At 42.7% G+C, this 23,709-nt stretch carries 22 protein-coding genes, 1 pseudogene and 1 other annotated feature; of the genes and pseudogenes, 5 read left to right on the top strand and 18 right to left on the bottom strand.

Annotation, left to right across the window (positions count from 1 at the left end):
- Positions 1-80: 80 nt before the first annotated feature.
- The 7 genes from GON05_RS18535 to GON05_RS18565 all read right to left on the bottom strand — a co-directional run bounded on the left by GON05_RS18535 (position 81) and on the right by GON05_RS18565 (position 7,580).
- On the bottom strand, positions 81-1,028 hold the full coding sequence (locus tag GON05_RS18535) for a methylenetetrahydrofolate reductase (RefSeq protein ID WP_157320728.1): 948 nt from the start codon (positions 1,026-1,028) through the stop codon (positions 81-83).
- A 157-nt stretch (positions 1,029-1,185) separates the two neighbouring features.
- The gene (locus GON05_RS18540; RefSeq protein WP_157320730.1) at positions 1,186-2,181 is read right to left on the bottom strand and encodes a quinone oxidoreductase family protein; all 996 of its coding nucleotides are present in this window, start codon (positions 2,179-2,181) and stop codon (positions 1,186-1,188) included.
- 105 nt (positions 2,182-2,286) lie between these two features.
- Positions 2,287-3,126, bottom strand: coding sequence for a helix-turn-helix transcriptional regulator (locus GON05_RS18545; protein ID WP_157320731.1), 840 nt, complete (start codon positions 3,124-3,126; stop codon positions 2,287-2,289).
- A gap of 51 nt (positions 3,127-3,177) precedes the next feature.
- A complete protein-coding gene (locus GON05_RS18550; protein ID WP_157320733.1) occupies positions 3,178-4,863 on the bottom strand; it encodes a glutamine--tRNA ligase/YqeY domain fusion protein in 1,686 nt (561 codons plus the stop codon).
- Positions 4,864-4,933: 70 nt separating this feature from the next.
- Positions 4,934-5,187: a binding site (T-box leader), on the bottom strand.
- Between the two features lie 95 nt (positions 5,188-5,282).
- A complete protein-coding gene (locus GON05_RS18555; RefSeq protein WP_157320735.1) occupies positions 5,283-5,615 on the bottom strand; it encodes an ArsR/SmtB family transcription factor in 333 nt (110 codons plus the stop codon).
- Positions 5,616-5,640: 25 nt separating this feature from the next.
- Complete coding sequence (locus GON05_RS18560) at positions 5,641-6,549, bottom strand: hypothetical protein (protein ID WP_157320737.1); 909 nt, start codon at positions 6,547-6,549, stop codon at positions 5,641-5,643.
- 47 nt (positions 6,550-6,596) lie between these two features.
- Positions 6,597-7,580 carry an SLAC1 anion channel family protein gene (locus tag GON05_RS18565; protein WP_157320739.1) on the bottom strand — a complete coding sequence of 328 codons (984 nt, stop codon included), beginning with the start codon at positions 7,578-7,580 and terminating at the stop codon, positions 6,597-6,599.
- A 279-nt stretch (positions 7,581-7,859) separates the two neighbouring features.
- On the opposite strand from GON05_RS18565, the gene GON05_RS18570 reads away from it, so the two are divergent.
- On the top strand, positions 7,860-8,771 hold the full coding sequence (locus GON05_RS18570) for a LysR family transcriptional regulator (protein WP_157320741.1): 912 nt from the start codon (positions 7,860-7,862) through the stop codon (positions 8,769-8,771).
- A 54-nt stretch (positions 8,772-8,825) separates the two neighbouring features.
- Here GON05_RS18570 and GON05_RS18575 read toward each other — a convergent pair whose 3' ends face one another.
- The 3 genes and pseudogenes from GON05_RS18575 to ilvB all read right to left on the bottom strand — a co-directional run bounded on the left by GON05_RS18575 (position 8,826) and on the right by ilvB (position 11,049).
- Positions 8,826-9,026, bottom strand: coding sequence for a hypothetical protein (locus GON05_RS18575; protein WP_157320743.1), 201 nt, complete (start codon positions 9,024-9,026; stop codon positions 8,826-8,828).
- 50 nt (positions 9,027-9,076) lie between these two features.
- Positions 9,077-9,307 (bottom strand): annotated as a pseudogene (ilvN, locus tag GON05_RS18580) (acetolactate synthase small subunit); the annotation flags it as partial.
- Positions 9,304-11,049: a biosynthetic-type acetolactate synthase large subunit gene (gene ilvB / locus GON05_RS18585; protein ID WP_157320755.1), complete on the bottom strand. Its 1,746-nt coding sequence runs from the start codon at positions 11,047-11,049 to the stop codon at positions 9,304-9,306. The gene ilvB and the pseudogene ilvN, both read right to left, overlap by 4 nt.
- A gap of 151 nt (positions 11,050-11,200) precedes the next feature.
- Between ilvB and GON05_RS18590 the strand changes: the two genes are divergently transcribed.
- Positions 11,201-12,109, top strand: a complete 909-nt coding sequence (locus tag GON05_RS18590; RefSeq protein WP_157320757.1) for a LysR family transcriptional regulator — start codon at positions 11,201-11,203, stop codon at positions 12,107-12,109.
- Positions 12,110-12,162: 53 nt separating this feature from the next.
- Here GON05_RS18590 and GON05_RS18595 read toward each other — a convergent pair whose 3' ends face one another.
- Positions 12,163-12,594 (bottom strand): phosphotransferase, encoded by a 432-nt coding sequence (locus GON05_RS18595; protein WP_157320759.1) that lies wholly within the window; start codon positions 12,592-12,594, stop codon positions 12,163-12,165.
- Positions 12,595-12,789: 195 nt separating this feature from the next.
- On the opposite strand from GON05_RS18595, the gene GON05_RS18600 reads away from it, so the two are divergent.
- Positions 12,790-13,245, top strand: coding sequence for a hypothetical protein (locus GON05_RS18600; RefSeq protein WP_157320761.1), 456 nt, complete (start codon positions 12,790-12,792; stop codon positions 13,243-13,245).
- A gap of 18 nt (positions 13,246-13,263) precedes the next feature.
- Entirely contained in the window at positions 13,264-13,569 is a 306-nt protein-coding gene (locus tag GON05_RS18605) for a hypothetical protein (protein ID WP_157320763.1), read from the top strand.
- Positions 13,570-13,580: 11 nt separating this feature from the next.
- Here GON05_RS18605 and GON05_RS18610 read toward each other — a convergent pair whose 3' ends face one another.
- The 3 genes from GON05_RS18610 to GON05_RS18620 all read right to left on the bottom strand — a co-directional run bounded on the left by GON05_RS18610 (position 13,581) and on the right by GON05_RS18620 (position 18,675).
- Positions 13,581-14,153 carry a DinB family protein gene (locus GON05_RS18610; RefSeq protein WP_157320765.1) on the bottom strand — a complete coding sequence of 191 codons (573 nt, stop codon included), beginning with the start codon at positions 14,151-14,153 and terminating at the stop codon, positions 13,581-13,583.
- 731 nt (positions 14,154-14,884) lie between these two features.
- On the bottom strand, positions 14,885-17,488 hold the full coding sequence (gene ppsA / locus GON05_RS18615) for a phosphoenolpyruvate synthase (protein WP_157320767.1): 2,604 nt from the start codon (positions 17,486-17,488) through the stop codon (positions 14,885-14,887).
- A 221-nt stretch (positions 17,489-17,709) separates the two neighbouring features.
- A complete protein-coding gene (locus GON05_RS18620; RefSeq protein ID WP_157320769.1) occupies positions 17,710-18,675 on the bottom strand; it encodes a quinone oxidoreductase family protein in 966 nt (321 codons plus the stop codon).
- A gap of 166 nt (positions 18,676-18,841) precedes the next feature.
- Between GON05_RS18620 and GON05_RS18625 the strand changes: the two genes are divergently transcribed.
- Complete coding sequence (locus tag GON05_RS18625) at positions 18,842-19,273, top strand: MarR family winged helix-turn-helix transcriptional regulator (RefSeq protein ID WP_157320771.1); 432 nt, start codon at positions 18,842-18,844, stop codon at positions 19,271-19,273.
- Positions 19,274-19,344: 71 nt separating this feature from the next.
- Here the strand turns inward: GON05_RS18625 and GON05_RS18630 are convergent, their stop codons facing one another.
- From GON05_RS18630 to GON05_RS18645, 4 genes are all read right to left on the bottom strand, one after another.
- On the bottom strand, positions 19,345-19,935 hold the full coding sequence (locus GON05_RS18630) for a TetR/AcrR family transcriptional regulator (RefSeq protein ID WP_157320773.1): 591 nt from the start codon (positions 19,933-19,935) through the stop codon (positions 19,345-19,347).
- A 123-nt stretch (positions 19,936-20,058) separates the two neighbouring features.
- The gene (locus GON05_RS18635) at positions 20,059-21,150 is read right to left on the bottom strand and encodes a GerAB/ArcD/ProY family transporter (RefSeq protein WP_157320775.1); all 1,092 of its coding nucleotides are present in this window, start codon (positions 21,148-21,150) and stop codon (positions 20,059-20,061) included.
- Positions 21,147-22,307 (bottom strand): Ger(x)C family spore germination protein, encoded by a 1,161-nt coding sequence (locus tag GON05_RS18640; RefSeq protein ID WP_185157228.1) that lies wholly within the window; start codon positions 22,305-22,307, stop codon positions 21,147-21,149. The genes GON05_RS18635 and GON05_RS18640 overlap by 4 nt, the downstream gene beginning before the upstream one ends.
- Entirely contained in the window at positions 22,304-23,701 is a 1,398-nt protein-coding gene (locus GON05_RS18645) for a spore germination protein (protein ID WP_157320779.1), read from the bottom strand. Before GON05_RS18645 ends, GON05_RS18640 begins: the two co-directional genes overlap by 4 nt.
- Positions 23,702-23,709: the final 8 nt, after the last annotated feature.

Here is a 23,709-nt window from a genome sequence, read left to right on the forward strand (position 1 = left end):
AGTATGATTCTTGAAAAAATAAAAAGAGCACTCCTGCCGCGGCAGAACTGCTCCCTATTATGCTACTCTCACATTACTTACTAGATTGAAGTTAGCACGTTTCTATTCAATTTTTTATCCAACATAGCTCTAATGTCTCTAACGAGTTGAACAGAAGCCTCTATTTCAACTTTCCTTGTGGAGACACTTTCCACACTACATCCAATCGGAATCCCTTTTTCCAGTGCAAAATCCAAAATCTCTTCAAAAATGCCCAGAGATAATTTTAATGATTTATCGAGCACATCTTGCGAATATTTTAAGTCATTCTCTAGCCAAGTCGGAATACTGATACCTAACCATTTCATGAATTCTAACGTTTTTTCCGAACCGCACGGCGCGAGATTGAACAAAATGGGCACCATTTCTAATCCATTATTTGTATAGTAATAGTAGTAATCGGATAAGAAATTTTTCGAGGCCTCAACATTATAAGTGGCTTGCGATACGAAAAAGGAACAGCCATTTTGCGTCTTATGATTCACTCGTAAGTGCTCATCATTCTTTTTCATGTGCCTTTCAGGGATTACAACTCCCCCAAAAGTTAAATTGTTATTTAATCTCTTGCTTAAATCATAAGCATCAGATAGTTCTAAATTAATCTCTTGTTTACTGGAAGAAGCACCTACATAAACGGAATACCGATCCTGTTCCATATCGGTTTTTACCCAATTTACGAATTGCTCTTCGCTATACCTTCCAACACAACGATAAATGATTTTGGGAACTCGCAATTGATTTAAATACTCATCACTATAGGTTGCAGGATCCATCGTTGGCAAATACGGGAATGGTCTTTCTTGTTCAACTCGATCCGTTTCTTCCTGAACATCATACAAGATTAATGCATCTATATCGAGGTCATTTATTCTTTCAACTTGTTTCCTTGCAATCTCAGCTACCTTATCTGAGGTATTCGTTATCTTCGGAGGCGTCATGCCATAGGTCAAAATGCCCGCCTCTTTACTTTCTATTTTCTCTTTTAGCATATTCAACATTACCCTCCAGAACTATGATACCCCATGCCTCATTTTCATTATAACTGTAATAATAGCATTGACTATCCACGAAAAGGTAACTTTTTATTCCTATATCCTGTTATAGCTTTAAGCTATAACAAGATGCACGCCAAGCCCTACCGACCTTTTATCCTCCGACTTTCAGCAAAAGTTTACCCACCGTGTTCTTCTCCTCTAAAAGCTCATGAGCTTCGGAAGCTTTCTCCAAAGGGAAGACACCGAATATTTCCGCCCTGATCTGGCCTTTTGCCAACAGAGTTAGCACCTCTTTCGCCGATTTACCAACTTCAGCAGGAGCAGATTGGCTATATGCTCCGATATTAAACCCTTTTATGGATTTGTTCGATAACCAAATATCGTTGGAAGATTGCGGGACATCGTCTGTGCCGCTAGCATTTCCCAGCATGATGATTTGTCCCATTGGACGCAGCAGCTCTTGGCTAAGAATACGCATATCGCCGCCTACCGGGTCCAGAACGATATCGACTTTGCGTGGACCTAGCAACTGATTGATTGGCTCAATGAAATCAGATCGAAGCAACAGCTCATCGTAACATAAAGATGCGGCTAGCTTTGTCTTTTCCATACTCCCGACTGTGCCGATGACCTTGCCTGCTCCGAAAACTTTGGCCATTTGTCCCAAAAAGCTGCCCAGGCCCCCTGCTGCCGCGTGAACTAACACGTTTTCTCCTGCTCGCATCCTGGCTACGTTCTTGATTGTCATATAAGCCGTCGTCAGGTTGACGATAGCTGCGGCCGCCGATGCCAGATCAAGCTCCCCTCCCAATTGATCCAAAGGGACGGTCAACTCCGGCCTTACCTGGGCTACTGATGCATATCCACCCATTTCCATTAGTGTCATCGCCGCTACCGGCTGTCCGATGTAGAAGCCTTTCACGCCATCTCCTATTGCTTTCACATACCCTGATACCTCGAGTCCCGGTACAACCGGCATTGGGATTAAAGACCCAAATTCCCCTCGGCGCAGCAGTACATCCACATATCCAACTCCTACATAGGCAACATCTATGGTGAGCATGCCTGGTGCTGGTTGGAATTCCGGGAGCTCCCTCACGACGAGGTCTGCAGCCTCACATGGTCGATCGATCACAATTGCTTTCATATAAAAAACCTCCTTCGGTTGACTATGAACTCAGTATAGTCAACGCAAAAGGAGGTAGCCACAGTATGTTTATACGGGTAACCAGATTACTAGGCTACGTTGATATTATAAAACCTTATCAAGAAAATCCTTTAATCTCTTCTCTGTTGGCGTACCCGTTATCGGTGTAAAAATGCAGAAATGAAGATCTGAGTCGGCATTCATGCTGACGAAGGAATTGATTTCGAAGGCCAGCTCGCCCGCTCCAGGGTGGTTTAGAAAGAATTGGCACGTCTTTTTCAACTGGATATCATGCATTCGCCAAAGCGAGTCAAACTCAGCACTCTCAGTTGCCAAGCGTTCAGCCGTTTCTTTAAACCAATCATCACCATCATTCCGTTCAAAATAAGATCGAAAAACCGCTACGGAGTATCGCGCAAATTCATCCCAATTCATCATCTGATTGCGAAAATAGGGGTCCATGAAAAAAATCCTCATAAGGACACGCTCTGGATTGGACATCGATGAAAAATCGGTAATGATCTCGCATGCCGCTTGGTTCCAGGCAATGACTTCTGTTCTGTCATTCGCGATATAAGCGGGGAAAGTCATTTGGTCGATAATGCTTTGCCATTCAGGCTTTATACGTTCTTGTCTCACTGGTACAGCCGTGTTTTCTGGACTCCACAAACGCAGCAAATGCAGCCTTTCATCCGAGGACAATTGCAGTGCTCTTCCAATACTTTCAATAACTTCCCTGGAAGCCGTCACCTCTCGTCCTTGCTCCAGCCATGTGTAATAGGTTACGCTAACTCCTGCCAGAATAGCGACCTCTTCCCTCCGAAGTCCTGGTGTTCTCCTTCGTCCATACGAATGCTGAATCCCTGCTTGCTCGGGATGCAATCGCTCCCTTCTTGACTTCAGGTAGTCTCCCAAAACCTTCAACCTGTTGTGATCAGCACCCATGCGATCCCTCCTCGATATTTAGAAGCACTCGGATCGGATGTCATTCGCTGTTCATCTCTCCTTTTTGCTCCAAGCATCTTTTAATGGTACAACACGGTTAAAGACAAGTCGATCACTGGTTCCGAGGTTTTTGGTATCCAGCGAAAAATAACCATGCCGTAGAAACTGGAATTTTTGTTCAGGTCGTGCTGTCTCAATGTAAGGTTCTATCCATGCATCCTGAATAGTAACCATCGAGTTAGGATTGATCAGTTTCATCCAATCTTCGCTGTCCTTCGGAACTTCCTGATCAAGCAGCAGCTTCTCATAAAGATGGATATCAGCCTTAACTGCGTGCTCGCTTGAAACCCAGTGGATCGTCCCTTTTACCTTACGCCCAGTAAACCCCGTACCGCTTTTGGTCTCAGGATCATAGGTACAACGAAGTTCCGTAATTTCTCCCGAAGCATGATCCCTTATAACTTCTTCGCAGCGTATGAAATAGGCTCCCTTCAACCTTACTTCAGTATGAAGACTAAGCCGGTGAAAACCCTTAGAGGGTATTTCCATGAAATCTTCGCGTTCGATATAAATGGTTTTACCGAAAGGAACCTCTCTTTTTCCAAGCGCCTCGTTTTCACTGTTGTTTTCAATCAACAACATTTCTTCGACATCTTCCGGATAGTTGGTAATGATCACCTTCAGGGGTTGCAGAACAGCCATAACCGTGACGGTCTTTTCTTTTAAATCCTGTCTCAGGCAATGATCCATTAGAGATATGTCCACCGTGCTCTGAGTTCGAATGCTGCCAATTTCCTCAATAAAGGTGCGAATACTTTCTGGAGTAAAGCCTCTTCTGCGCAATCCTCGCAGGGTGGGAAGTCTGGGATCATCCCAACCATCCACATATCCCCCTTCTACCAGCTGCCTCAAAAACCGTTTACTCGTCACGACACCAGTTAAATTCAACCGACCGAACTCCCTTTGACGCGGAGGCTCAGAGATCTCCAACTCATTTAAGACCCACTCATATAAGGGCCTATGATCTTTGAATTCAATAGAACACAAAGAATAAGTGATACCTTCAATTGCATCTTGAATAGGATGAGCAAAATCGTACATCGGATAGATGCACCAGTCATCTCCCGTTCTATAATGCTTCGCATGAATGATACGATAAATGACAGGATCCCTTAAATTCAAATTGGATGAACGCATATCGATTTTGGCGCGAAGCACTTTTGATGAAGTCGGGAATTCCCCATTTTTCATTTTCACAAAAAGCTCTAGATTTGCCTCTATGGTCCGGTTCCTGTAAGGGCTATCTATGCCTGGTTCCGTCAATGTGCCTCGATACGCGGTTACTTCCTCTGGCGTTAAATCACAGACATAGGCCTTCCCACGTTTGATCAAGGTGATGGCGGCGTTGTAGATCTCGTTCGAGTAGTCCGAACCATAGTAGATATGTTCCTCCGGATCGTAACCAAGCCACTTGATGTCCTCTATAATTGCATTCACATACTTGATATCCTCCTTTAGAGGATTCGTGTCGTCAAATCGTAAATGAAATGTCCCGTTAAACTTACGGGCTACTGTATAATTCGTGTGTATGGCATAGGCGCTTCCAATATGAAGATAGCCGTTGGGCTCAGGTGGAAATCTTGTGCACATCTCCCTACCGAATGCTTTTTCACCAATTTCTTCATGAATTAACTTTAAGATAAAATTGTCCGTCAAATGCTCCTGCATATTGTTCATTTCAGACTCCTCCTAATCAACGCAAAAGTGGTTTAAAAATAAAAAAAACTTCACCTCCAAGACCTTCAGTCTTGAGGACGAAATTTTCGTGGTACCACCCCAGGTTCATTAATATGTCGCCATATTAACCTCTTCAAGTACGGCATTGCAGGCAATGCTTATACTCTAGCTCAATAACGGGAGCTCCCGTCATGCCACCCCCCTTGCAGGTTCCGACATGCTGCTCATAGACTTGTTTCGTGGAAAAGCTCTTTGCTCCTTCTCAGCTGCCGGAGCTCTCTGTACAAGATCATTTTCCATTACTCTTCTAATCATCGCGTTCAATATTGAACTTATAATATCAAATGATTCCCTTTTTTGTAAACCGGCTTTCTACTCGTTAAATCCACTAAGCATACAATTTCTGTCACCATAGAACCCTATAGTTTCTTAGCTTGCATCCCCGCGGCAAATTCCTCCAAAAAGTTATCGATAGCTCCCTCATTCCGTCGATAATAGGTCCATTGGCCATAACGACGCGATTCCAACAATCCGATTTTCTGCATGGAGGACAAGTAGGTGGAGATAACGGACTGTGCAAGACCGGCTTTTTCTTGAATGTCCGCTACACAAACTCCCCCAGGAAATTCAACTTGAATCTCGCTGGGTAAATCTTTGTGCAGTTTGTCCGGTTCACTCAGCCAGCAGAGAATATTGAGCCGGGTTTCATTCGACAAAGCTTTGAGCACAGCGAGCATATCTTCATTTTTCATGGCACGACACTCTCTTCTGGTTTGTTTATTCTTGTACAGCCTGCCTCTTTCTCAACTGTCGGTATGCCGCAGAAATACACATCAACACGCCTGTTGTGGCAAAAACACCTACTGGAAACCCCCAAGTCCCCCATGCCGGGAAGATGAGTGGCATCAGTGAGACACCAAAAGCAACTGGGACAGGGGCTTTAAACCATTTACAGAGAATGAGTGTAATGACAACATTGATAACACCAACCCAAATAATAGAGCCTGCTAATAAATGTAAGACTCCGACGGAAAGAATCGCAGTTGCCGTCAATACAGCTAAACGAGGTGGGATTAATTTCCAATGAAAACCATCTGTATGAAACACCTCAAAAATGAGCGCAAATACCGGTGGAACCACAATCACTGCTAGATTCGTTACGAAAGCTAGTCCAATCCAGAGCGCTAAAATAATGGTGATAATGACCGTATCTGTTTTTTTACGAAACTTCTGTGGGCCATCAGGTAGCTTTTGTGATTTTCTCATTCTAAAAGCGGCTAACATAATCACAAACGTAAATACAGCTGTTGTTGTTGCAAAAACATAGTCATGCAAGCCTAAAAAAATCGGCAGCAGTGTTGCAGGAATCGTCGGTCCAAAATTGACGCGAAATATGTGCATTAAAATGACAATAATCACAAGACCAAGCAATATTTTCGGCTGCGTATTTAGCGTCAAACCGTTCAATGCAGTGCCAATGAAAGCTCCTATGGTTGGAGCAAGCCACAGATGAACAGGCTTCTTAATCCAGTGAGCGACAGGAAAAACCATAACCCCCATCGCCATACCGGCAATTTCCGGAAACAGTATATCTCTCTGCTTCAGCACTACGGCAGCAACAAGCATAAGAATAACTAACAGGTATGCTGACAAAAATCCTTTTGATCGTAGGGTATTCCAGATCATTTCTACCGTTCTCCTTTCGACAAATCCGATCAATGACATTTTTATTATTAGCCTTTTAGTAAATTCCCATTAAATAAAGCCTTCAGTGTGCGAATAAATAATACGAGCAGTACGATATTTAGCACGACCAGAATCACCGCGGAAACGGCAATTAACAGCCAGGAATTCACAAACATGGCATATTGCAAAGCGGCATTGCTGAGTGCTGCAAGCGGAAAGCTTACGCCCCACCAAGAGGCTCCAAACGGGATCGATTTTTTGAATACTTTGAAGAACAAAACGATAAACAAAAACAAACCAAAGTAATATAAAATGGACGCGAACTGATCAATCCGTTGCTCGAAATTCACATAACCGAGAAAACCAACCTCGAACGGCGCAATCATGATAAGCATCGAGGGCGTTAAACCTGTATGCATAGGAGCATGGTGGATCAATCTGGATAAGATCATGGTTAGAAAAATCAGCGCAACAATTCCGCCTATCGCCAGCGAAATCAAATTAACTTCATGTGCCCATGGGAATGGCATTGTCCCGCCGGCAACGGCAATATCAAGGGTCCCCACCCCAGGAATCAACCAAGCAGGCACCGCGTGACCATGCTCAATATTCCCGTTCAACAAGCGTGTCACAATGATAAAACAAAGCACTAATGTCGTTACGGTTCCGATTACCCAAACCACTTGCCCTACGATATGACTGTAAGTACCTACTACGGAAGATAATAATAGAATAGCAATTGTGATCGTACCGAAAAAATTGCCCATAATGGGGTGCGTGAATTCGGCTTTGACTTTGTGCGGGTATAGAACCCATTTCGAAATATAAGCTATGCTTAATACGATAAATGCTAGAACTGCGATGATCCCAATCATATCAGCGATAAGAAGTGAAGCTCCAAATAGCTTACTTGCCTGTCTCCAAGCCAATGCCAGTCCTGATATTCCCATAACCGACGCAAATAGATTAACGGGTAAAAATTGAACGGAACCGATGCTTTTTTGTTTTTGTACGGCAGTTATGGTTTGCATGTAGATTAGTCACTACTTTCTAAAAATTGATTTTGTTTTCTTCGATTTTACCTATTAAAAGGTAGATAATTTGATGCCTACTTCGTTGATCTTGCATTTTAAGGATATCCGTTGTATAAATGATAAAATCGCTCCTTCCGCTAACTTAAGTAACATTATTGATGAATTGATGAAAAGGATCAATATGCAATCTTCTATTATTATCATTCGTTAAATGAATCATTTTCACATCGTACATACTAATAATGTCCGAATGAACATCAAAGTGAGGTAACCTAGATGGAGTTTCGACAATTGGAGTATTTCGCGGCCATTTGTGAAGAATTGCATTTCACAAGGGCTGCGGACAAACTGGGTATGAGCCAGCCGACCCTTAGTCATCAAATTAAGATGCTGGAAGATGAGCTCGGAGTCCCCTTATTTGACCGGATCGGCAAAAAAATTGCCATAACCGAAGCAGGTCACATTCTTTTAAACGAATGCAAAGTCATATTTTCATCCATGAAAAATGTCAAAGTGCAAATTATGGAGCTCCAAAAGGTCACAAGAGGAACTTTATCCATAGGTGCACTTCCCGGAGAGCTCACGCAGCTCGTTTCATCTTTGTTGATCGATTTTCACAAGATCTATCCTGAAGTACAGATCAAAATCGTTAATTTTGATGATGTTGTGGAAAGAGTCATACAAAATCAGATCGATCTGGCCATCACCATTCTTCCTGTCGAAGATGATCGGGTCGTCAAACATCCTCTATACAAGGAAGATATTTATTTGACGGTTTCTAAGGATCATGCTCTGGCTGAGCGAGAAAGCATTAACTTTGACGAAATCAGCAAGCATCCGTTCATTATGTTTCCTCAAACGCACAAATGCCGGCAAATTATTGATCTAACCAGCAGCACTTCTGGCTTTCATATTGAACCCATCATCGAGACGACCGCCATTGAAACCATTATAAGCCTTGTCAAAGCTGATGCCGGAGTCACGGCCCTGTCCAGAACGTACTTGAATTTGTATAACGACACGCAGTTAAAAGCCATAAAAATCGAAAATCCAACGCTGAGCAGGGAAATTGCAATCATCCACCACAAGGATAAATACCTAAGTCAAGCTGCCCGGTTATTCAAGGACCTATTATCCAATCATATTATTGAATTAAAGCTCGCGGAAGAAATGATCGTATCACATTAAGCGAAAAGGGGCCGCCAAAAGTGGTTCCTTTTTCACGTTTTCTTAGGTAACTCACTAAATGGAGGCTTGAGGAGCCGGCGCTTCAATAAAGCTCGCGTTTTCACGTTCATATAATTTGTTCCCGATTTGAATTGCAAATTCATTATAGGCTTCAATGAGGCCTCCTCCGATCATTTTCCCCTCCTTCATAACCATGACATAGTGATAAAATAACCTAGCATTCTCAAACTCCGTATCATGTTGAAGTGTTTTCATGGCTGATCTACCTCCATTATCTCTAATCAACGAGCTGATCCTGTATCAGGTAATACAATAATTTGTATAACGTCGATAAGTTTAGTTAGCTGCTTTTGAATTTGCTCAAACGTGTGATCATCCCCCGACGTCACAATAATCATACGTGACAATTCAGGATCTTCTGTTTGACCTACAGCGAGACTCTCAATGTTATAGCCGCGACGCCCGAATAATCCCGCAACTCTCTGTAGAACGCCTGGATGATTGTTTACAAGTACTGAAAGCGTGTGTCGTTTCATTTTTCGTCCCCCATGATCATTTCGTCTATCGTACCGCCTGGGACAACCATCGGATAAACATTCTCTTCTTGATTCACCACAAAATCAATGAGTACAGGGCCTTGAATAGCCATCGCTTTTTTCCACACTTCGCGAGCCTCTTCTTTATTGGTTGCCCTGAGTCCAGTAACACCATAGGCTTCCGCTAATTTTACGAAGTCCGGACTACCAGAGAGCTCCATATGACTAAACCGATTATCGTAAATGATTTCTTGCCATTGCCTGATCATGCCTAGAACTTGATTATTCAGAATGACGATCTTCACAGGAATGTTATGCGTTGCACAAATCGCGAGCTCTTGTGTACACATTTGAATCCCTCCGTCACCGTTGACGGAGACCACGAGCCTCTCCGGGTTACCTACTTGTGCCCCTATCGCGGACGGTAAGCCAAACCCCATTGTCCCTAAACCACCTGAGGTAATCAGAGAACGCGGGTGTTTAAATTTATAAAATTGAGCGGCCCACATTTGATGCTGGCCGACATCCGTCGTAACAATTGCTTCACCATCGCTGGTTTCACTGATCATTTCAATAACGAATTGTGGTTTTAAAGTTGTTTCAGAATCCGTGTAGCGAAGCGGAAACTCTCTTTTGTTTTCCTGGATTTCAGTCAACCAAGTCTCTGATTTGGCCGGTTTCGCCTGAATGTTTGCCTGTTGTAGTACTGATTTTACATCACCGATACAAGGGATCGACGTTTGCATGATTTTCCCGATTTCTGCAGGATCGATATCGATATGTGCGATTACTTTCGCCTTTGGAGCAAATCCGCTGGTTTTCATCGTGACCCTGTCGTCAAAACGTGCGCCAATGCCAATAAGCAGATCGCAATTTTGCAAGGCTTTATTCGCAGTGTATGTTCCATGCATACCCGGCATGCCCATCCATAATTCATGTGCACTTGGGAAGGCTCCCAGTCCGAGTAACGTTGTTGTAACTGGGATTCGGGTTTTCTCTACAAATTCGAGCAGCTCCTTGGAAGCATCCGAATAGATAACGCCTCCGCCGGCCAGAATAACAGGACGCTCCGCTTTTTCGATCGCCATGAGCAGCTTTTCGATTTGCGTTAGAGTTGGCTGAACATCTGGCTGGTAGCCGCGAATTTCAGGTATGTCTAATGAATATTGAAATTCCATTTGTTGACTCGTTACATCTTTCGGAATATCGATCAAGACCGGACCTTTTCTCCCAGTAGAAGCAATATAAAAGGCTTCATGCATAATTTTCGGCAGCTCATTCACGTCACGAACTAAAAAGTTATGTTTTGAAATGGGCATGGTGATTCCCGTAATATCCGCTTCCTGAAATGCATCCGTACCAAGTAAAGCTGTAGACACATTACCTGTAATCACAACTAATGGAACAGAATCCATATTCGCGGTGGCGATTCCCGTAACCAAATTCGTTGCCCCAGGTCCGGATGTTGCAAAACAAACCCCGACTTTTCCTGTCGCACGTGCATAACCGTCCGCCGCATGAATAGCCCCTTGCTCATGGCGGGTTAAAATATGTTTTAATTCCGGGAGATCGTGAAAGGCATCGTAAATGTTCAGGACGCTTCCTCCAGGAATCCCAAAGACACACTCCACACCTTCAATCAGCAAACTTCTGACAATCGCCTCTGAACCAGTCACCCTATCGTTCTTCAAAAGCTTGGCAAACCTTTCTTTCTCTGCATGCAGCCCCTCAATCGTCTTCATCCTATCTCCCTCCCATTTTGCCTCCAATAATAAAACTTGTAATCCGTTTGCGTTGCTTAGACGTTATGTTATCATAGGCTCATCTATTTCAGTTATGGAAAGATTCAATATCTGTTATTTCGAAACCTGATAACTAAGGAGAGGTACACCTATGATTGACTTGCTTGAGGGGAGATTTTTCAAGACATTTATTGCTGTGATGGAGGAAAAAAGCTTTAATCGTGCCTCAGAGAAATTAGGATATGTGCAATCTACAGTTACCAACCATATTCAATTACTTGAGCGGGCATGTGGCCAGAAACTTTTTTACCGGTTATCCAGAGGAGTAAAGCCAACTGAAGCAGGCCTAAAGCTGGCTAAGTTTGCTCATCAATTTGTACATTTAGGGCTGACTTTGGAAGAAGCCATGAATGAATCGAATCAACCCAAAGGAACCATCCACCTAAGTATGCATGAATCTTTTTTTGTGACCAGAATGGCTTCGCTCATCGAGAAATTTCGCCTTGATTATCCAATGGTTAAATTTAAGCTGGAAACAGGCTACCATCAAGATGTGATTGACGATGTTTCTCAGTATGTTGTTGATTTTGGGATTGTACCTCGTGATCCTGGGCGGGATGACGTTATTTTTTATCCTATGCTGCAGGAAGAATTAATTTTTATTGCTTCTCATGAATTGACGGAAAAAGTGGAAACTGACGGTTTAAACGTGCTAAACCATGAAGCCGTGATCAGCTTTGGTAACAGTTGCTTGTATCATACGCATGCCAACATGATCTTAGAGGAAACTGGGGTTGAGACAAGTGGGGCAATCCAATATCCTAGTATCGAAATGATTAAAAAAGCTGTGAAATGTGGGATTGGTTTTGCCCTGATTCCAAAAATAGCAGCCGAAAAAGAGTTAGAGCAAGGTGACTTCCAATCGTTGCCCTTGCCCACCGGGATTTTTTCTACCCATGGCATTATTGTAAATAAAGATAGGGAATTAAATTTCCCAGCTCAAATGTTCAAGACATTCGTACTGGACAGCTATTCTAATGAGATCATTTCTGAAGCTTGATCATCTTTGACTGCGTAAAGAAAAGGCTGCCGGTCCTGTGCCGACAGCCTTCTTTAAGAGGTATATAGAATATTTCGTATCATAGATACAAGCTTTGCAACTTGTACTTCGGCCAATGCTCCCGATGCGATGGAACGAGCTGCAGCCGGTATGTACCAGGCTCGTACTTCATATTCGGATACTCCCGATAACTTACAGTACTCATCTATAAAAATGTTAAGAGCGACTTGTCGTGAAGTCTCAAAGAAGTCTTTGACAGCAGCTGGGGTTTCTGGTGGCAATACGGCAAATTCAATCATTATACACACTTCCGCAACATCCGCGGCGGGATTGCCGATAGAAGCATGCATCCAGTCGACCATATACATTTTATTGTTTTTTATGATGACATTCCCTGGGTTCGTATCGCCATGACAGAACTGCTGTTTTACAGGCAACTGGTCCATGTAGGTATGGATCGCAGATAATTCGTCGTCAGTAAACACGGCAGGATGACCACTTTATTGCTGTCCATCCATTCGTAGACTTCACAACTCGAACCCAATCCGATCCTTTTACCAAGCAACATCAAGCACCTCCCTCATCCTTATATACATCTATTGCTAGTTCATGATATTGTTGGGACAACCATAGATTGATCCAAAAAGGAGTAACTAGTGAACCTTTCGAGAATCTCTCAAATGTTATTAACAAAATTCAATCGTTTTCACATTTTGCTTATGGCCTTTGCAATTTTGCTTGTTTCATTCATTAGTTACTATCAAAAGGATTTCAACCTACCTCATCATTACCATTATGAAAAGCAAAAAGCTTCTAACGGTGTCGTCTTACATACAATGCGAACTACTCCGGATAATATTCGACTTCAAGCCATCGATACGAATGTAACGAAAACTCCGTTCTACGGCATCAACGGGGGATTCTTCTGGGAAGGAGCTTTGTTGAGCATTGCGGTTATTAACGATCAACCTCTGAAAGGATTACCTGGCGATTACGGCTCTGGCTGGTATAACACGGGTGTTGACACGAATTTAAAACGTGGAACACTCGTTTGGGATGACATCGCGAAACACTTCTCGATTCAAATAGTCACACATGCCGGCGAGTTGTCCGTCACAGATAAGCGCCATTATTAGGCCCAAGGGGGCGTCAGTATGAGACTTAACGATCCTTTAGGTTGGGAGAACGATATGATTCTAGAGGAGATGCCAGCTTATGACGAAAGTCGTATGCGTTCGGCGATTGTTTATGATAGCCAAGAAAACATGTACATGATTGTTACCCCTACCAATTGTACAATTGCAGAGTTCCGGGCAGCCATTCTCGAAAAATTAAGCGACCGAAGATTAGTAGACGGCATCTATTTGGATGGTGACGGCTCTTCTCAAATGCAGTGCCGCTATGTCCGGTTGAAAGGTGATCAACGTCAAGTTTATCAGATGCTTACGCTGCTTCAATGAGATATCCTGTTCTATTCAGCTATCTTGAATCTACTATACTCATCTCTTACACTTTCCATTTGAGCAATATGACGTTTGGCGTGCTGACATAGGAAATAAATATACTGGTAAACATCAATCTTTCCTAGATTGTTTACCGACATTGTAGTTTTATATAAAATGCCTTCTCCATTTGGGATTTCTTTAAGTATCTCTTTGCACTCATTCATCTGCTCTTCCATAATTCTTTTTATTTCGGATACTGACTTATCGCCAACGGGTTCCATATGTTCGGGTCGTATCCATACAAATGATTTATGTTTATCGATTAAGTCAAGTTCCCCTAAATTGTATTCGTAATTAGAAATTGCATGCTCTAGATTTATAGGTATTGCAAGATCTATGGCTTTTTTCTTTCCTTTTCGGATCAAAATTAATAGGAAATAGTTGGTTAGTGTGACATGCTCTAATATTTGCTCTATGCTCCAACCAACTTTAGGTTTAAACATAAGCAAATCTGAATGAACATCAAACCAAGAATAATAATCATTTAATGTTCTTGTAAGTTCAAGATTGATGTCATGTATGGCTTTCTTTACTGTCATTGTCTCCCCTCCAAAGTACTACGTTAGTCTTACAACTGTTTTTTCTGACGATTTCTCATCCATATGGCGCTAAATAAGTAGCAAATTGAAGTAACGAGGAACATTTTAAAGATGCTTGGTGTCATAGCTAAATATAGGCTTATAGGAAGTGACCAGATGAATGCTATGAACATTATGATTCGATTTTTAATTATTGAACCTATCAACGCTAAACATGCAGGGGCTAAAACAAACAAACCTGATCTCAGTAAAACGTTATTACTTACTTGCTCAGAATTGTACGGGTTATAAAAGACAAAAGTCAGCCAAAGCGCTATCGATCCTAACGACGAAAGTAAGCCTAAATGTGCCGCGTACTTCATTTTTCTCCTCCCTTACAAAATAGGAGCTAATTACTCAACATGTTACCACATAATGGAACTATATAGATTACATGCATTCCCTTTTCTACCACAATTTTTAAATAAAGAGGAACTGGCGTCCCCTATTTCACATAAAACGAGCTGTTTCCCCTTACGAGCGGAACTACAGGGACTTATTTGTCCTCCATGGCACGATTCCCCAGCGAAAATGGCAAGATAGCGAACTGTAGTTCCCCTACTTAGATGAAACCTACTATTACACACAAATAAGGGATCATAGTTCCCCTCAAGCCCTAAATTGGCATAGAATCAAAAAAAAGGCGGTCAGAAATGACCGCCCTTCTCTCCCCGACTATTCGCTTACAGCTATTACAAAATTTCAATATACCCATCTGTCCCATGCACACGGATGCGCTGCCCATCTTTGATCAACTTGGTCGCATCTTCTACTCCGACAACGGCCGGCAAGCCATATTCCCGCGCGATAACAGCGCCATGAGTCATCAGTCCCCCAACTTCGGTGACTAGTCCTTTTATAGATACAAACAAAGGTGTCCAGCCAGGATCAGTAAAGGAAGTGACCAGAATATCCCCCTCTTCTAGATAAGCCTCTTCCATGTTTAAAATGACACGCGCTCTGCCTTCGATAACTCCGGAAGAAACAGGTAAACCTACAATCGCATTGGCTGGCAGATTTTCACGTTTATACTCACCTGCAATGATTTCACCATCAGACGTCATGACACGCGGAGGAGTGAGTTTTTCAAAAAATTTGTAATCGTCCTTCCGTTTGCTAATGATCTGATAATCCAATTTATTCGTGCGTACGACCTCATGAAGTTCTTGAAAAGTGAGATAATAGATGTCTTCTATTTCTCGGATAAGATTAGCTTGCACGAGCTGTTCAGCCTCTCGCAGTAAAGCCATCTTATATACGAAGTAGCGGCTAATCATCCCGTATTTGGGGTATTCACGGTAACCGATGAAATTTCGGATTAGGCTGATCATTCGCTTGGTCTCTTCGACTTTTTCTTCCCCATCCGGTAATTGTTTCAGACGATCTATTAGCTCTTTCTCTTTTTCCAAAGCCTCCTGTCGCCCTTGCTCAAATTTACGTGAGGCAGCATTCGGTTCAAAATTTTTGATATTCCCGAGAATCAAAGGGACAAGCATACTTGGCTTTTCACTCCAACGCGTTCTCGTCACATCGATTTCTCCGGCGCATCGCATTCCGTATTTATGAAGATAAGATGAGATGGCGTCACGGACTTCCGGCCCACCATTAAATGTAACAAGCTCATCCAAAAAGTTATCCTCTTTTACCCGTTGTAAATAGTCAATGACTTCCGGATAAGGACGAATGACATCCGCGACATCCATGAGCGCCAAACCCATTTCCGAAGTAATATTGTTTGCTACAGACTGTGAAAGCGTATCTGCAACATTCTTTTCGCCCAACCACTCGTTCATTTTTTCATTGATCCTTGATGAAGCATTCATAGCTGCCATAAAAACAGCCGAACTTTGTGGGTCAAATAAAACCTTCTTTAATTCCTGAAAATCTTCCAGAATAAAATCAAGTAAAGCCACGCCTGATTTCGATTGGATGTTTTCTTTTAACGCGCTTATCGACGTTTGATTCTTTGTAATCAATTCTGAAACGATTGATGATTCGAAATCAATTTGAGGCGGTGATGGTACAACTTTGTTGCTGTTAGCAGGAGTCTGATTTTTTTCTTCTTCAGGAGCCAATTTGATGAAATCACGGTTAATAATCGTCGTTAGCGCGTCTTTAATGAGCGGATCCGAGGGTCCGAGCACATTAATCAAGTGATCTCTTCGAGAAGGTGAAGCCAGATGATTGGTGACATCAACAAACAATCTCCCACCGGCTCTACGCATGGGTGCTGGCGTCGTTAGCAAGTAAAAAGACAATCCCAATGGTTTAATGGGATCGGTCATCATTTGTTGATGCCCGACAGATAGATAAACATGATTTTCCTCATCTTCCGCTTCAGGTATCGGGAATAAGGTTGTGATTGGCCGACTCTGGACAATATAAAATGTACCGTCAGCCAAACACCACTCGATATCTTGTGGAGAACCAAAATAGTCTTCGATTTGTCTTCCGGTGCGTGCCAATTGCAAAATTTGTAATTCAGTAAGTGTTTGTGCCTTTTGCTGATCAGGATCGAGTGCCTGTGTCTCTGTTCCGCCTTCTTTTCGACCATAGATAGCCAATTTTTTGGTTGAGATCCGCTTATCGACGATTTCGTCATCTTGTACTTTATAACAATCGGCAGATACCAAGCCTGAGACCAATGCTTCGCCTAACCCGAAACTGGCATCGATGGACACTCGTTTTCGGTTAGAAGTCATTGGATCAGCCGTAAATAAAATTCCCGAAGCCTGCGGAAAGACCATCCGCTGAATGATAACAGATAAATAAACTTGGCTGTGATCAAATCCATTTTGCATACGGTAGATGACCGCGCGGTCCGTAAATAAAGAGGCCCAACACTTACTGATATGCAGCAAGATGGCTTCCTTGCCGATAATATTTAAGTAGGTGTCTTGTTGACCGGCAAAAGAGGCATGTGGTAAATCTTCAGCAGTCGCACTGGAACGCACCGCATAGGCATGCTCTTCGCCAAACTTGGCAAGATAATTAGCAACCTCTTTCTCTACATCACTTGATATCTCCACTTCTATTATAAGTTGTCGGATCTTTCTGCTGATCTCACTAATTTGATCTCGATCTCCAACTTTCAGCGTGTCTAGGCGCTCAACCAAAGCATGATAAGACTCGTTTTTCTCAATCGCTTGTTGATATCCCACAGTTGTCACGCAAAATCCTTCTGGTACTTGTATGCCTTGAATTTTGGATAGTTCCCCTAAATTTAAACCTTTTCCGCCAACAAGCCTAAGCTGTGTTTTCTCCATTTCCTGAAAACCGAGAACGAAAGAACTCATTCTACATCTCTCCTAACCATTAAATTGAGAAAATATTTGACAAGGGATTGACGCCATGGTACACTTAGAGTGTAAGATGAATTATCTATGACCTAAAATCAAGCAAAAAAAACATTCGTGTTCCGATTATAACATCGTGAGCGCCTATATGCAATACAAAAGAACCTGATATTTTATCAGGTTCTTTTTTGATCTTCCTTAGCGGCTTAAATGCCCTCCTCCTACTTCGAAGGTATAAATACTACCCGCTGCCCGGCATAAGCAGAATCGTTCCATACATCTTCAACTTTGGAAAGCGGCACTGATACCGAGTTCACTTTAAGCTTGCCTGCCGCAATAACGTCGATTAAAGCTGGCAGCTCGGCCACATAACCAGAGGTCGAGACTGATCCTTGGCCACTACCCAACAGAGAGAAGTTGGCTGATCGCAGCGCGACGGAAGGCACAGCAGCGGTAGGGCCTGCAATGGAACCAATCTGAATCCATGACAATGCCCGGCTTCGATCCGATCGATTTTTAAGCAAGGGGTACATCGCAAGCTCTGCCGGCTTTCCCCACAAATAGTCGATCACGACGTCGACTTCAGAGGCGATCTCCCCTAGTCGCTCAGCAGCTTCCTCCGGATCGCCCACAAGGGATACTGTCGCGTCTGCTCCCAGATCCTTTAGACCATTAAGGCGATTCTCATCTCGCCCAGCACCGATCACCTGGCTGGCGCCAAGAAGCTTAGCGATCTGCACAGCCATCTGTCCAGAATTCCCCGTTGCACCAAGAACCAGAACCTTTTGTCCCTGTTGAAAATCAATTCGACGACGCATAGCTACCCATGATGACATGGCAGGATTCATTGCTGCAGCAATCAGTATAGGATCGACACCTTCCGGCAAGGCTACACTCCGACGAGGGTTAATAACGGCCTTTTCTGCAAACGTCCCTAAGGCTGAGTCAGGTGCAACAAAATAGATGGATTGACCATTAGCCATACGTCCTACGCCATCGATACCAGGAACTACCGGCAGCTTATCGGAACTTGTATAATGGGAACCATTGGCCTGTGATCGCACGCGGGGGTGCAAACCTGCAGCAATCACATCTATAAGAACCTCATTTTTTTCAGAAGGTATGGGAGTATCGAAAATTTCATATTTCGGAGCAGTATCGAACGAACGCACAACAGCAGCATGCATAGTAAAACCTCCATTCACGTTCACACAAATTTAGTTTGTTACACAAACTAATATAGCTCGTCTGGCATGCAAAATCAATATCTTTTATGATAAAATACAAGATGAATTCACAGCCGCATCAGCTGAAAGTCCTTTTAATCTTGTACAATTTTGGAGTGAAATAATAATGAAAAACGACCCAACAACCCATACGATTGATCCATCGTTCCTTGATGGACTGGTACAACTCTCTTTCACCATTCACTCTATTCTTGGCCAAGTCGGAGCAGAGCATGATCTTTCGATCATCCAAATTCGCTTGCTTGGCATTCTGCGGGATCGAGAACCTAGCATGATGCAGCTAGCCCAGTACCTTAATCTTGATAAATCCAGCATTACAGGTCTAATCGATCGTGCTGAACGCCGAGGTCTCGTCCAACGGACAATTTCTCCGGTCGACCGACGCGGATTTCATGTGAGTGTGACTCCTGCCGGTAAGCAACTTATTCAAGTAGCGAGTCAGGAGATTAAGAATCAAATCCATGCCATCACCGCGAGTTTAACGCAAACTGAACGTTCGCAGCTTACCGCTCTTGCCAACAAAATTCTAAATCATTAATTTGTCATAAAAAATAGCCGCGATTCGCGGCTATTTTTGACATTCTATTTTAAAGAGAAATCCCTTTATATTCACAAATCATCCTTAGGAGAAACGGCATTCCAGCAGGAACAGATGGCATCGTTGATACTTTCATCTGTTAACTCAAATATCCCATATAATTGACCTTTTAACATATAGACGAACGATCCATAGTGCATTTGAACCATCATTTGCGCATCCATAGGCATAAACAACTTTTGTTTAATGGCTTCTTCATATAATTGATTCATGGGATCACACCAACCACCTGTGTAAACCTCCCGCTTCACCTCATCATAGATGTAGGGCGAGAACGAATACTGCTCGATAAATTGAAACCCCTGCGGATATTTTTTGCCCAAATCAATGACCCTTTTCCAGCCCAGCTCAAACTTCTCACGGATCGTTGTACCCTGTTTTAAACCCTCGCGTACATAATGTCCATTAAAAGTGACAATTGCTTTATAGAGTTCGTTGACAATATCTTCCTTGCTTTTAAAGTAATGATAAATGTTCCCTGTTGATACCCCGGATTCTTTGGCAATTAACGCCATGGAAGTCGCTTGTAGTTCCTTTTGAATGATGATATGAAGTGTTGTTTCCAAAACGGCCTGCTGCACCTTGTTGTATTCACCAAACATTCTGCTCCTCCTTTCCCATTCATGAATTGAACGATCAATCTATTTTAAAATACACTTCATATTCCTATTAGTCAACTCAGCCGCTATCCCCGTTAGCTATCAATAATTCTAAGCAATCTCTTGCTATTCATGTGCGAGCGAGCGGCCTCTTAGGAAGCTAATGAACAATAAAAGGATTGGCAAGCCCACGATGAAAATTGGGAAAATGTAAATGATCCATACCAATTTCGCGTAATCCAATAGACCAATGATATTCGCAGGAGTTAAGGAAATAGCAAAAATGACAACCGCAGCAAATCCGATGAGGATCCGCCAGTTCTTGATGCCTAGTAATTGCGCAGTTCCATAACTGTTAATAAACAAGTATATGGCTAACTTGACGAAAACGCTGAAAATCCAAATGAACATGATCCAGACATCCATATTTTGAATGAACTCCAGATAATTAATAAATCGAACCATACTAAAATACGGATAGATTAAGGTTGATCCGATATTCGTTCCAAATGTCATAACAACAAAAATTGCCGTAAGAACAGCAACCAAGGATGGAACACAAATTGCTAGCAGTGCGGGTTTCAGCATCTTTTGCGAGTTCACGATAAAAGGCGTTAACATCATGATCATCATAGACTCTCCAAGAAATGATGCGTTCACGAATGAACCCTTCAGAATTGGCACAGCCCCTGAGTCTGCAAATACGGGTAAAATTAGTTCTGGATGCAGATTCGTTACATTTAATCCGAAAGTAATGAGAATGCCGATTAGCAGTAAGGGGCCGGCCAATTCACTGAAGCGAGCAATCGCTTCGATGTTTCCCGCGTAATTGATGTAGACCATTGCGGAGACCATCAGAATTGCGATGACCCAAATCGGTGTATCGTGAAAAAGAAATTGCTTAATAAATAAGGAGAATATTCGCAAAATATCTGCAGATACAGAAAACCATACCATAATGTACAACGCAGCGATTAACTTTCCCACCCACTTTCCGCACAGCTTCTGTGCAAACTCAACCAATGTGTAAGCCGAGTGCCGCTGGCTAACGAGAACTAAAATCAGTGTAACAGCAATGCCAATTACGCCTGCCAATAGCAGTGATATCCAAGCATCCTGTCTAGCCGTCTCAATCGTAGGAGATACCGTGAGCCAAATACTCATTGAAATTTCTAATGTTGTGAACATCCAAAACAATTGCCAACGCGTAATTTTCACGTTCTATCTCCTATTCCCGGGATGCGCTTGCCAATATCCCCCGTATTCTGAATTTTCAACTTAACCGACACGGATACTTCAACAGTCGGGAATAGTTGATCCCATTTATCCCGAAGTTCCTTCCATTGGTAAGGATGGTCTCTATGAATTTCTTCACCGATCCCAAACACATCTTGACCATGCTGTTGTTGCATTTTCTTAATTGTTGCTTCAACTTTCTTAGCTTTCATATCATTAAGCTTGCTTTCCAGCGGGATACGTTCTGACGAGACTGAAATATCAATATCTGTGTTGTTCTCAAGAACTCTTCCTGTTCCCTCTAACTTGACGTAGGCTTTAATTGTATTGCCGTTTACTTCCGTTCGAATGGATTTTTTTAAGTTGGATTCGTATAACGATATGCTGCCTTCCTCGGTTTCTTCTGTAAGAAATTGATCCTTTAACACGCCTTTCACCCAGAACAATTCCAGCGACTCTCTTCCGCTCACTTTTCCGACCATAACCAAGTTTTTATTAAAAATGGCTACGGATTTCACTTCGATGATTTCATTTTTCTCTTGTTCATTATTCGGCGAAATTTCAACCATGGGCATGGATGGCCGGATGCCATCTCGCCCTATATCAAGTAAGACGTCTCGCAATGCCGTGTCCCCTAACCGGCAAAACCGGTCTTGATCAACAGCCACAATCGCTGAGAACTGACTAAACGGACTATTGATTTTCAAAACGTCTTTTCCTTCTCCATTATTTACAACGAAAATATCCGTGCGCATTCGTGTATCGGTATTTCGTGTAAATTGATCCATAATCTCAACCAAACCTCTTTTTGCTAGCTTTTCGCCAATAAAAATAGACCTGCGGTGTCCAAGAAAAACTTTCCTGGGAAGCTTGTCTTGAATTTGTTGTGTCAAATCTCCGATGGTAGATCCGGAAGCAGTAAGGACAATGTTAGCCCTTTTTTCAGATCCCCCTCCGCCTTTACTGCTTTTGAAATCAGCAGGAACTGCAACCTGAGCGCTTTTGGTAAGTTTACCGTTTTCTGATAGATCTAGGGCCGTCCCTATCCAGAAAGCGTAATCATTAATTTCATTCCTATCCCAACAACCGGAAATGAATAGAGTTACTGTCAAAGGCAAAATTAAACACAGTTTCTTCATTGTTTTCGCGACGCTGATACGTATTTTCTATTCATTCGTATAAGCGTGTCCTTCCAGAATTTTTTTCCAAATGGCGTTACCGGGCTTAAATAAGGAACACCGAATGACTTCAGTGTCACAAGATGAATCATGACGAACATGATCCCGATGGCAACACCATACAAACCTAAGAATCCGCCCATTATAAGAAGTGGAAATCTTAGTATTCGATACGGCAGTGCCAAGCTATAGCTCGGAAAAGCAAACGATGCGATTCCTGTACCGGCAACGATCATAACAATCGGAGCTGAGATAAACCCCGCTTGCACGGCAGCTTCCCCTATAACCAGCGCCCCTACGATGCTCACAGCGGAACCTATGGCTTTCGGCAGCCGGAGACCGGCCTCCCGCAATCCCTCGAACATCAGTTCCATCAATAGTGTTTCGATCACGGTTGGAAACGGTATGCCTTCTCTGGATACCGATATACTAAGCATTAACGCTAGTGGAATCATTTGCGGATGAAACGTCGTAAGCGCAACATACACGGAAGGAAGTAAGCAAGACACGAGGGTTAGCAAGAAACGTATAATTCTGACTGCCGAAACATATAAGAAACGTTCATAATGATCTTCTGCTGCTTGAAAGCCAGACCAAAAAGTCATGGGCAGCAATAAAGCGTTCGGAGAACCGTCGACGATTATGGCTACTCTGCCTGCTAGCAGACTTGCGGATACGGTGTCTGGACGCTCTGTATTTTGGATTTGCGGAAAAAAAGATAAGGACTTATCCTCGATAAATTCTTCGATATAGCCAGAATCAAGCAGTTGATTCGTTCGAAAAGAATGAAGTCTTCTTCTGACTTCCTGAAGCAACTCCGGTTTCACTTGTTCTTCGATATAGGCAACGACAAAATCGGTATTGGTCAAATCTCCTGCTTGATGCATTTCGAACTTTAAGGTGGGATGGCTTATTTTTCTTCGAATCATGCTTAAATTTGTTCTCAGATCTTCGGTAAATCCCTCACGTGGTCCACGAATCGAAGCTTCATTCGAAGGTTCATTAATTGCACGTTGTTTGAAATCCGTCAGGTCCGCTATGTAAGCAAAAGGCTTGCCATCCAGAAAAATAGCCGTACAGCCCTTCAAAACTTCTGCAACAATTTTAGATAATTGAAAAACGGGTGTATACTGTGTCAGCCTTGTAAAATCGCGACTCAACATACACGCCGAAATAATCTGCTCCAATCGATCCGAGTCTGTCATTTCTTCAATATAAACGAGTAGAATATTCGAATGATCCATCAGTTTTAACGGTCTGAATACGATATCGGAACAATTATGAAAAATATGCTGCAGCGCATCATAATTCATCTGTACATTTTCGTATACATCCGCGGGTATGCTCATCTCCATGCTACTTC

The organism is Paenibacillus anseongensis, from assembly GCF_009757995.1.
In the GTDB taxonomy this organism is placed as follows: Bacteria; Bacillota; Bacilli; order Paenibacillales; family NBRC-103111; genus Paenibacillus_E; species Paenibacillus_E chondroitinus.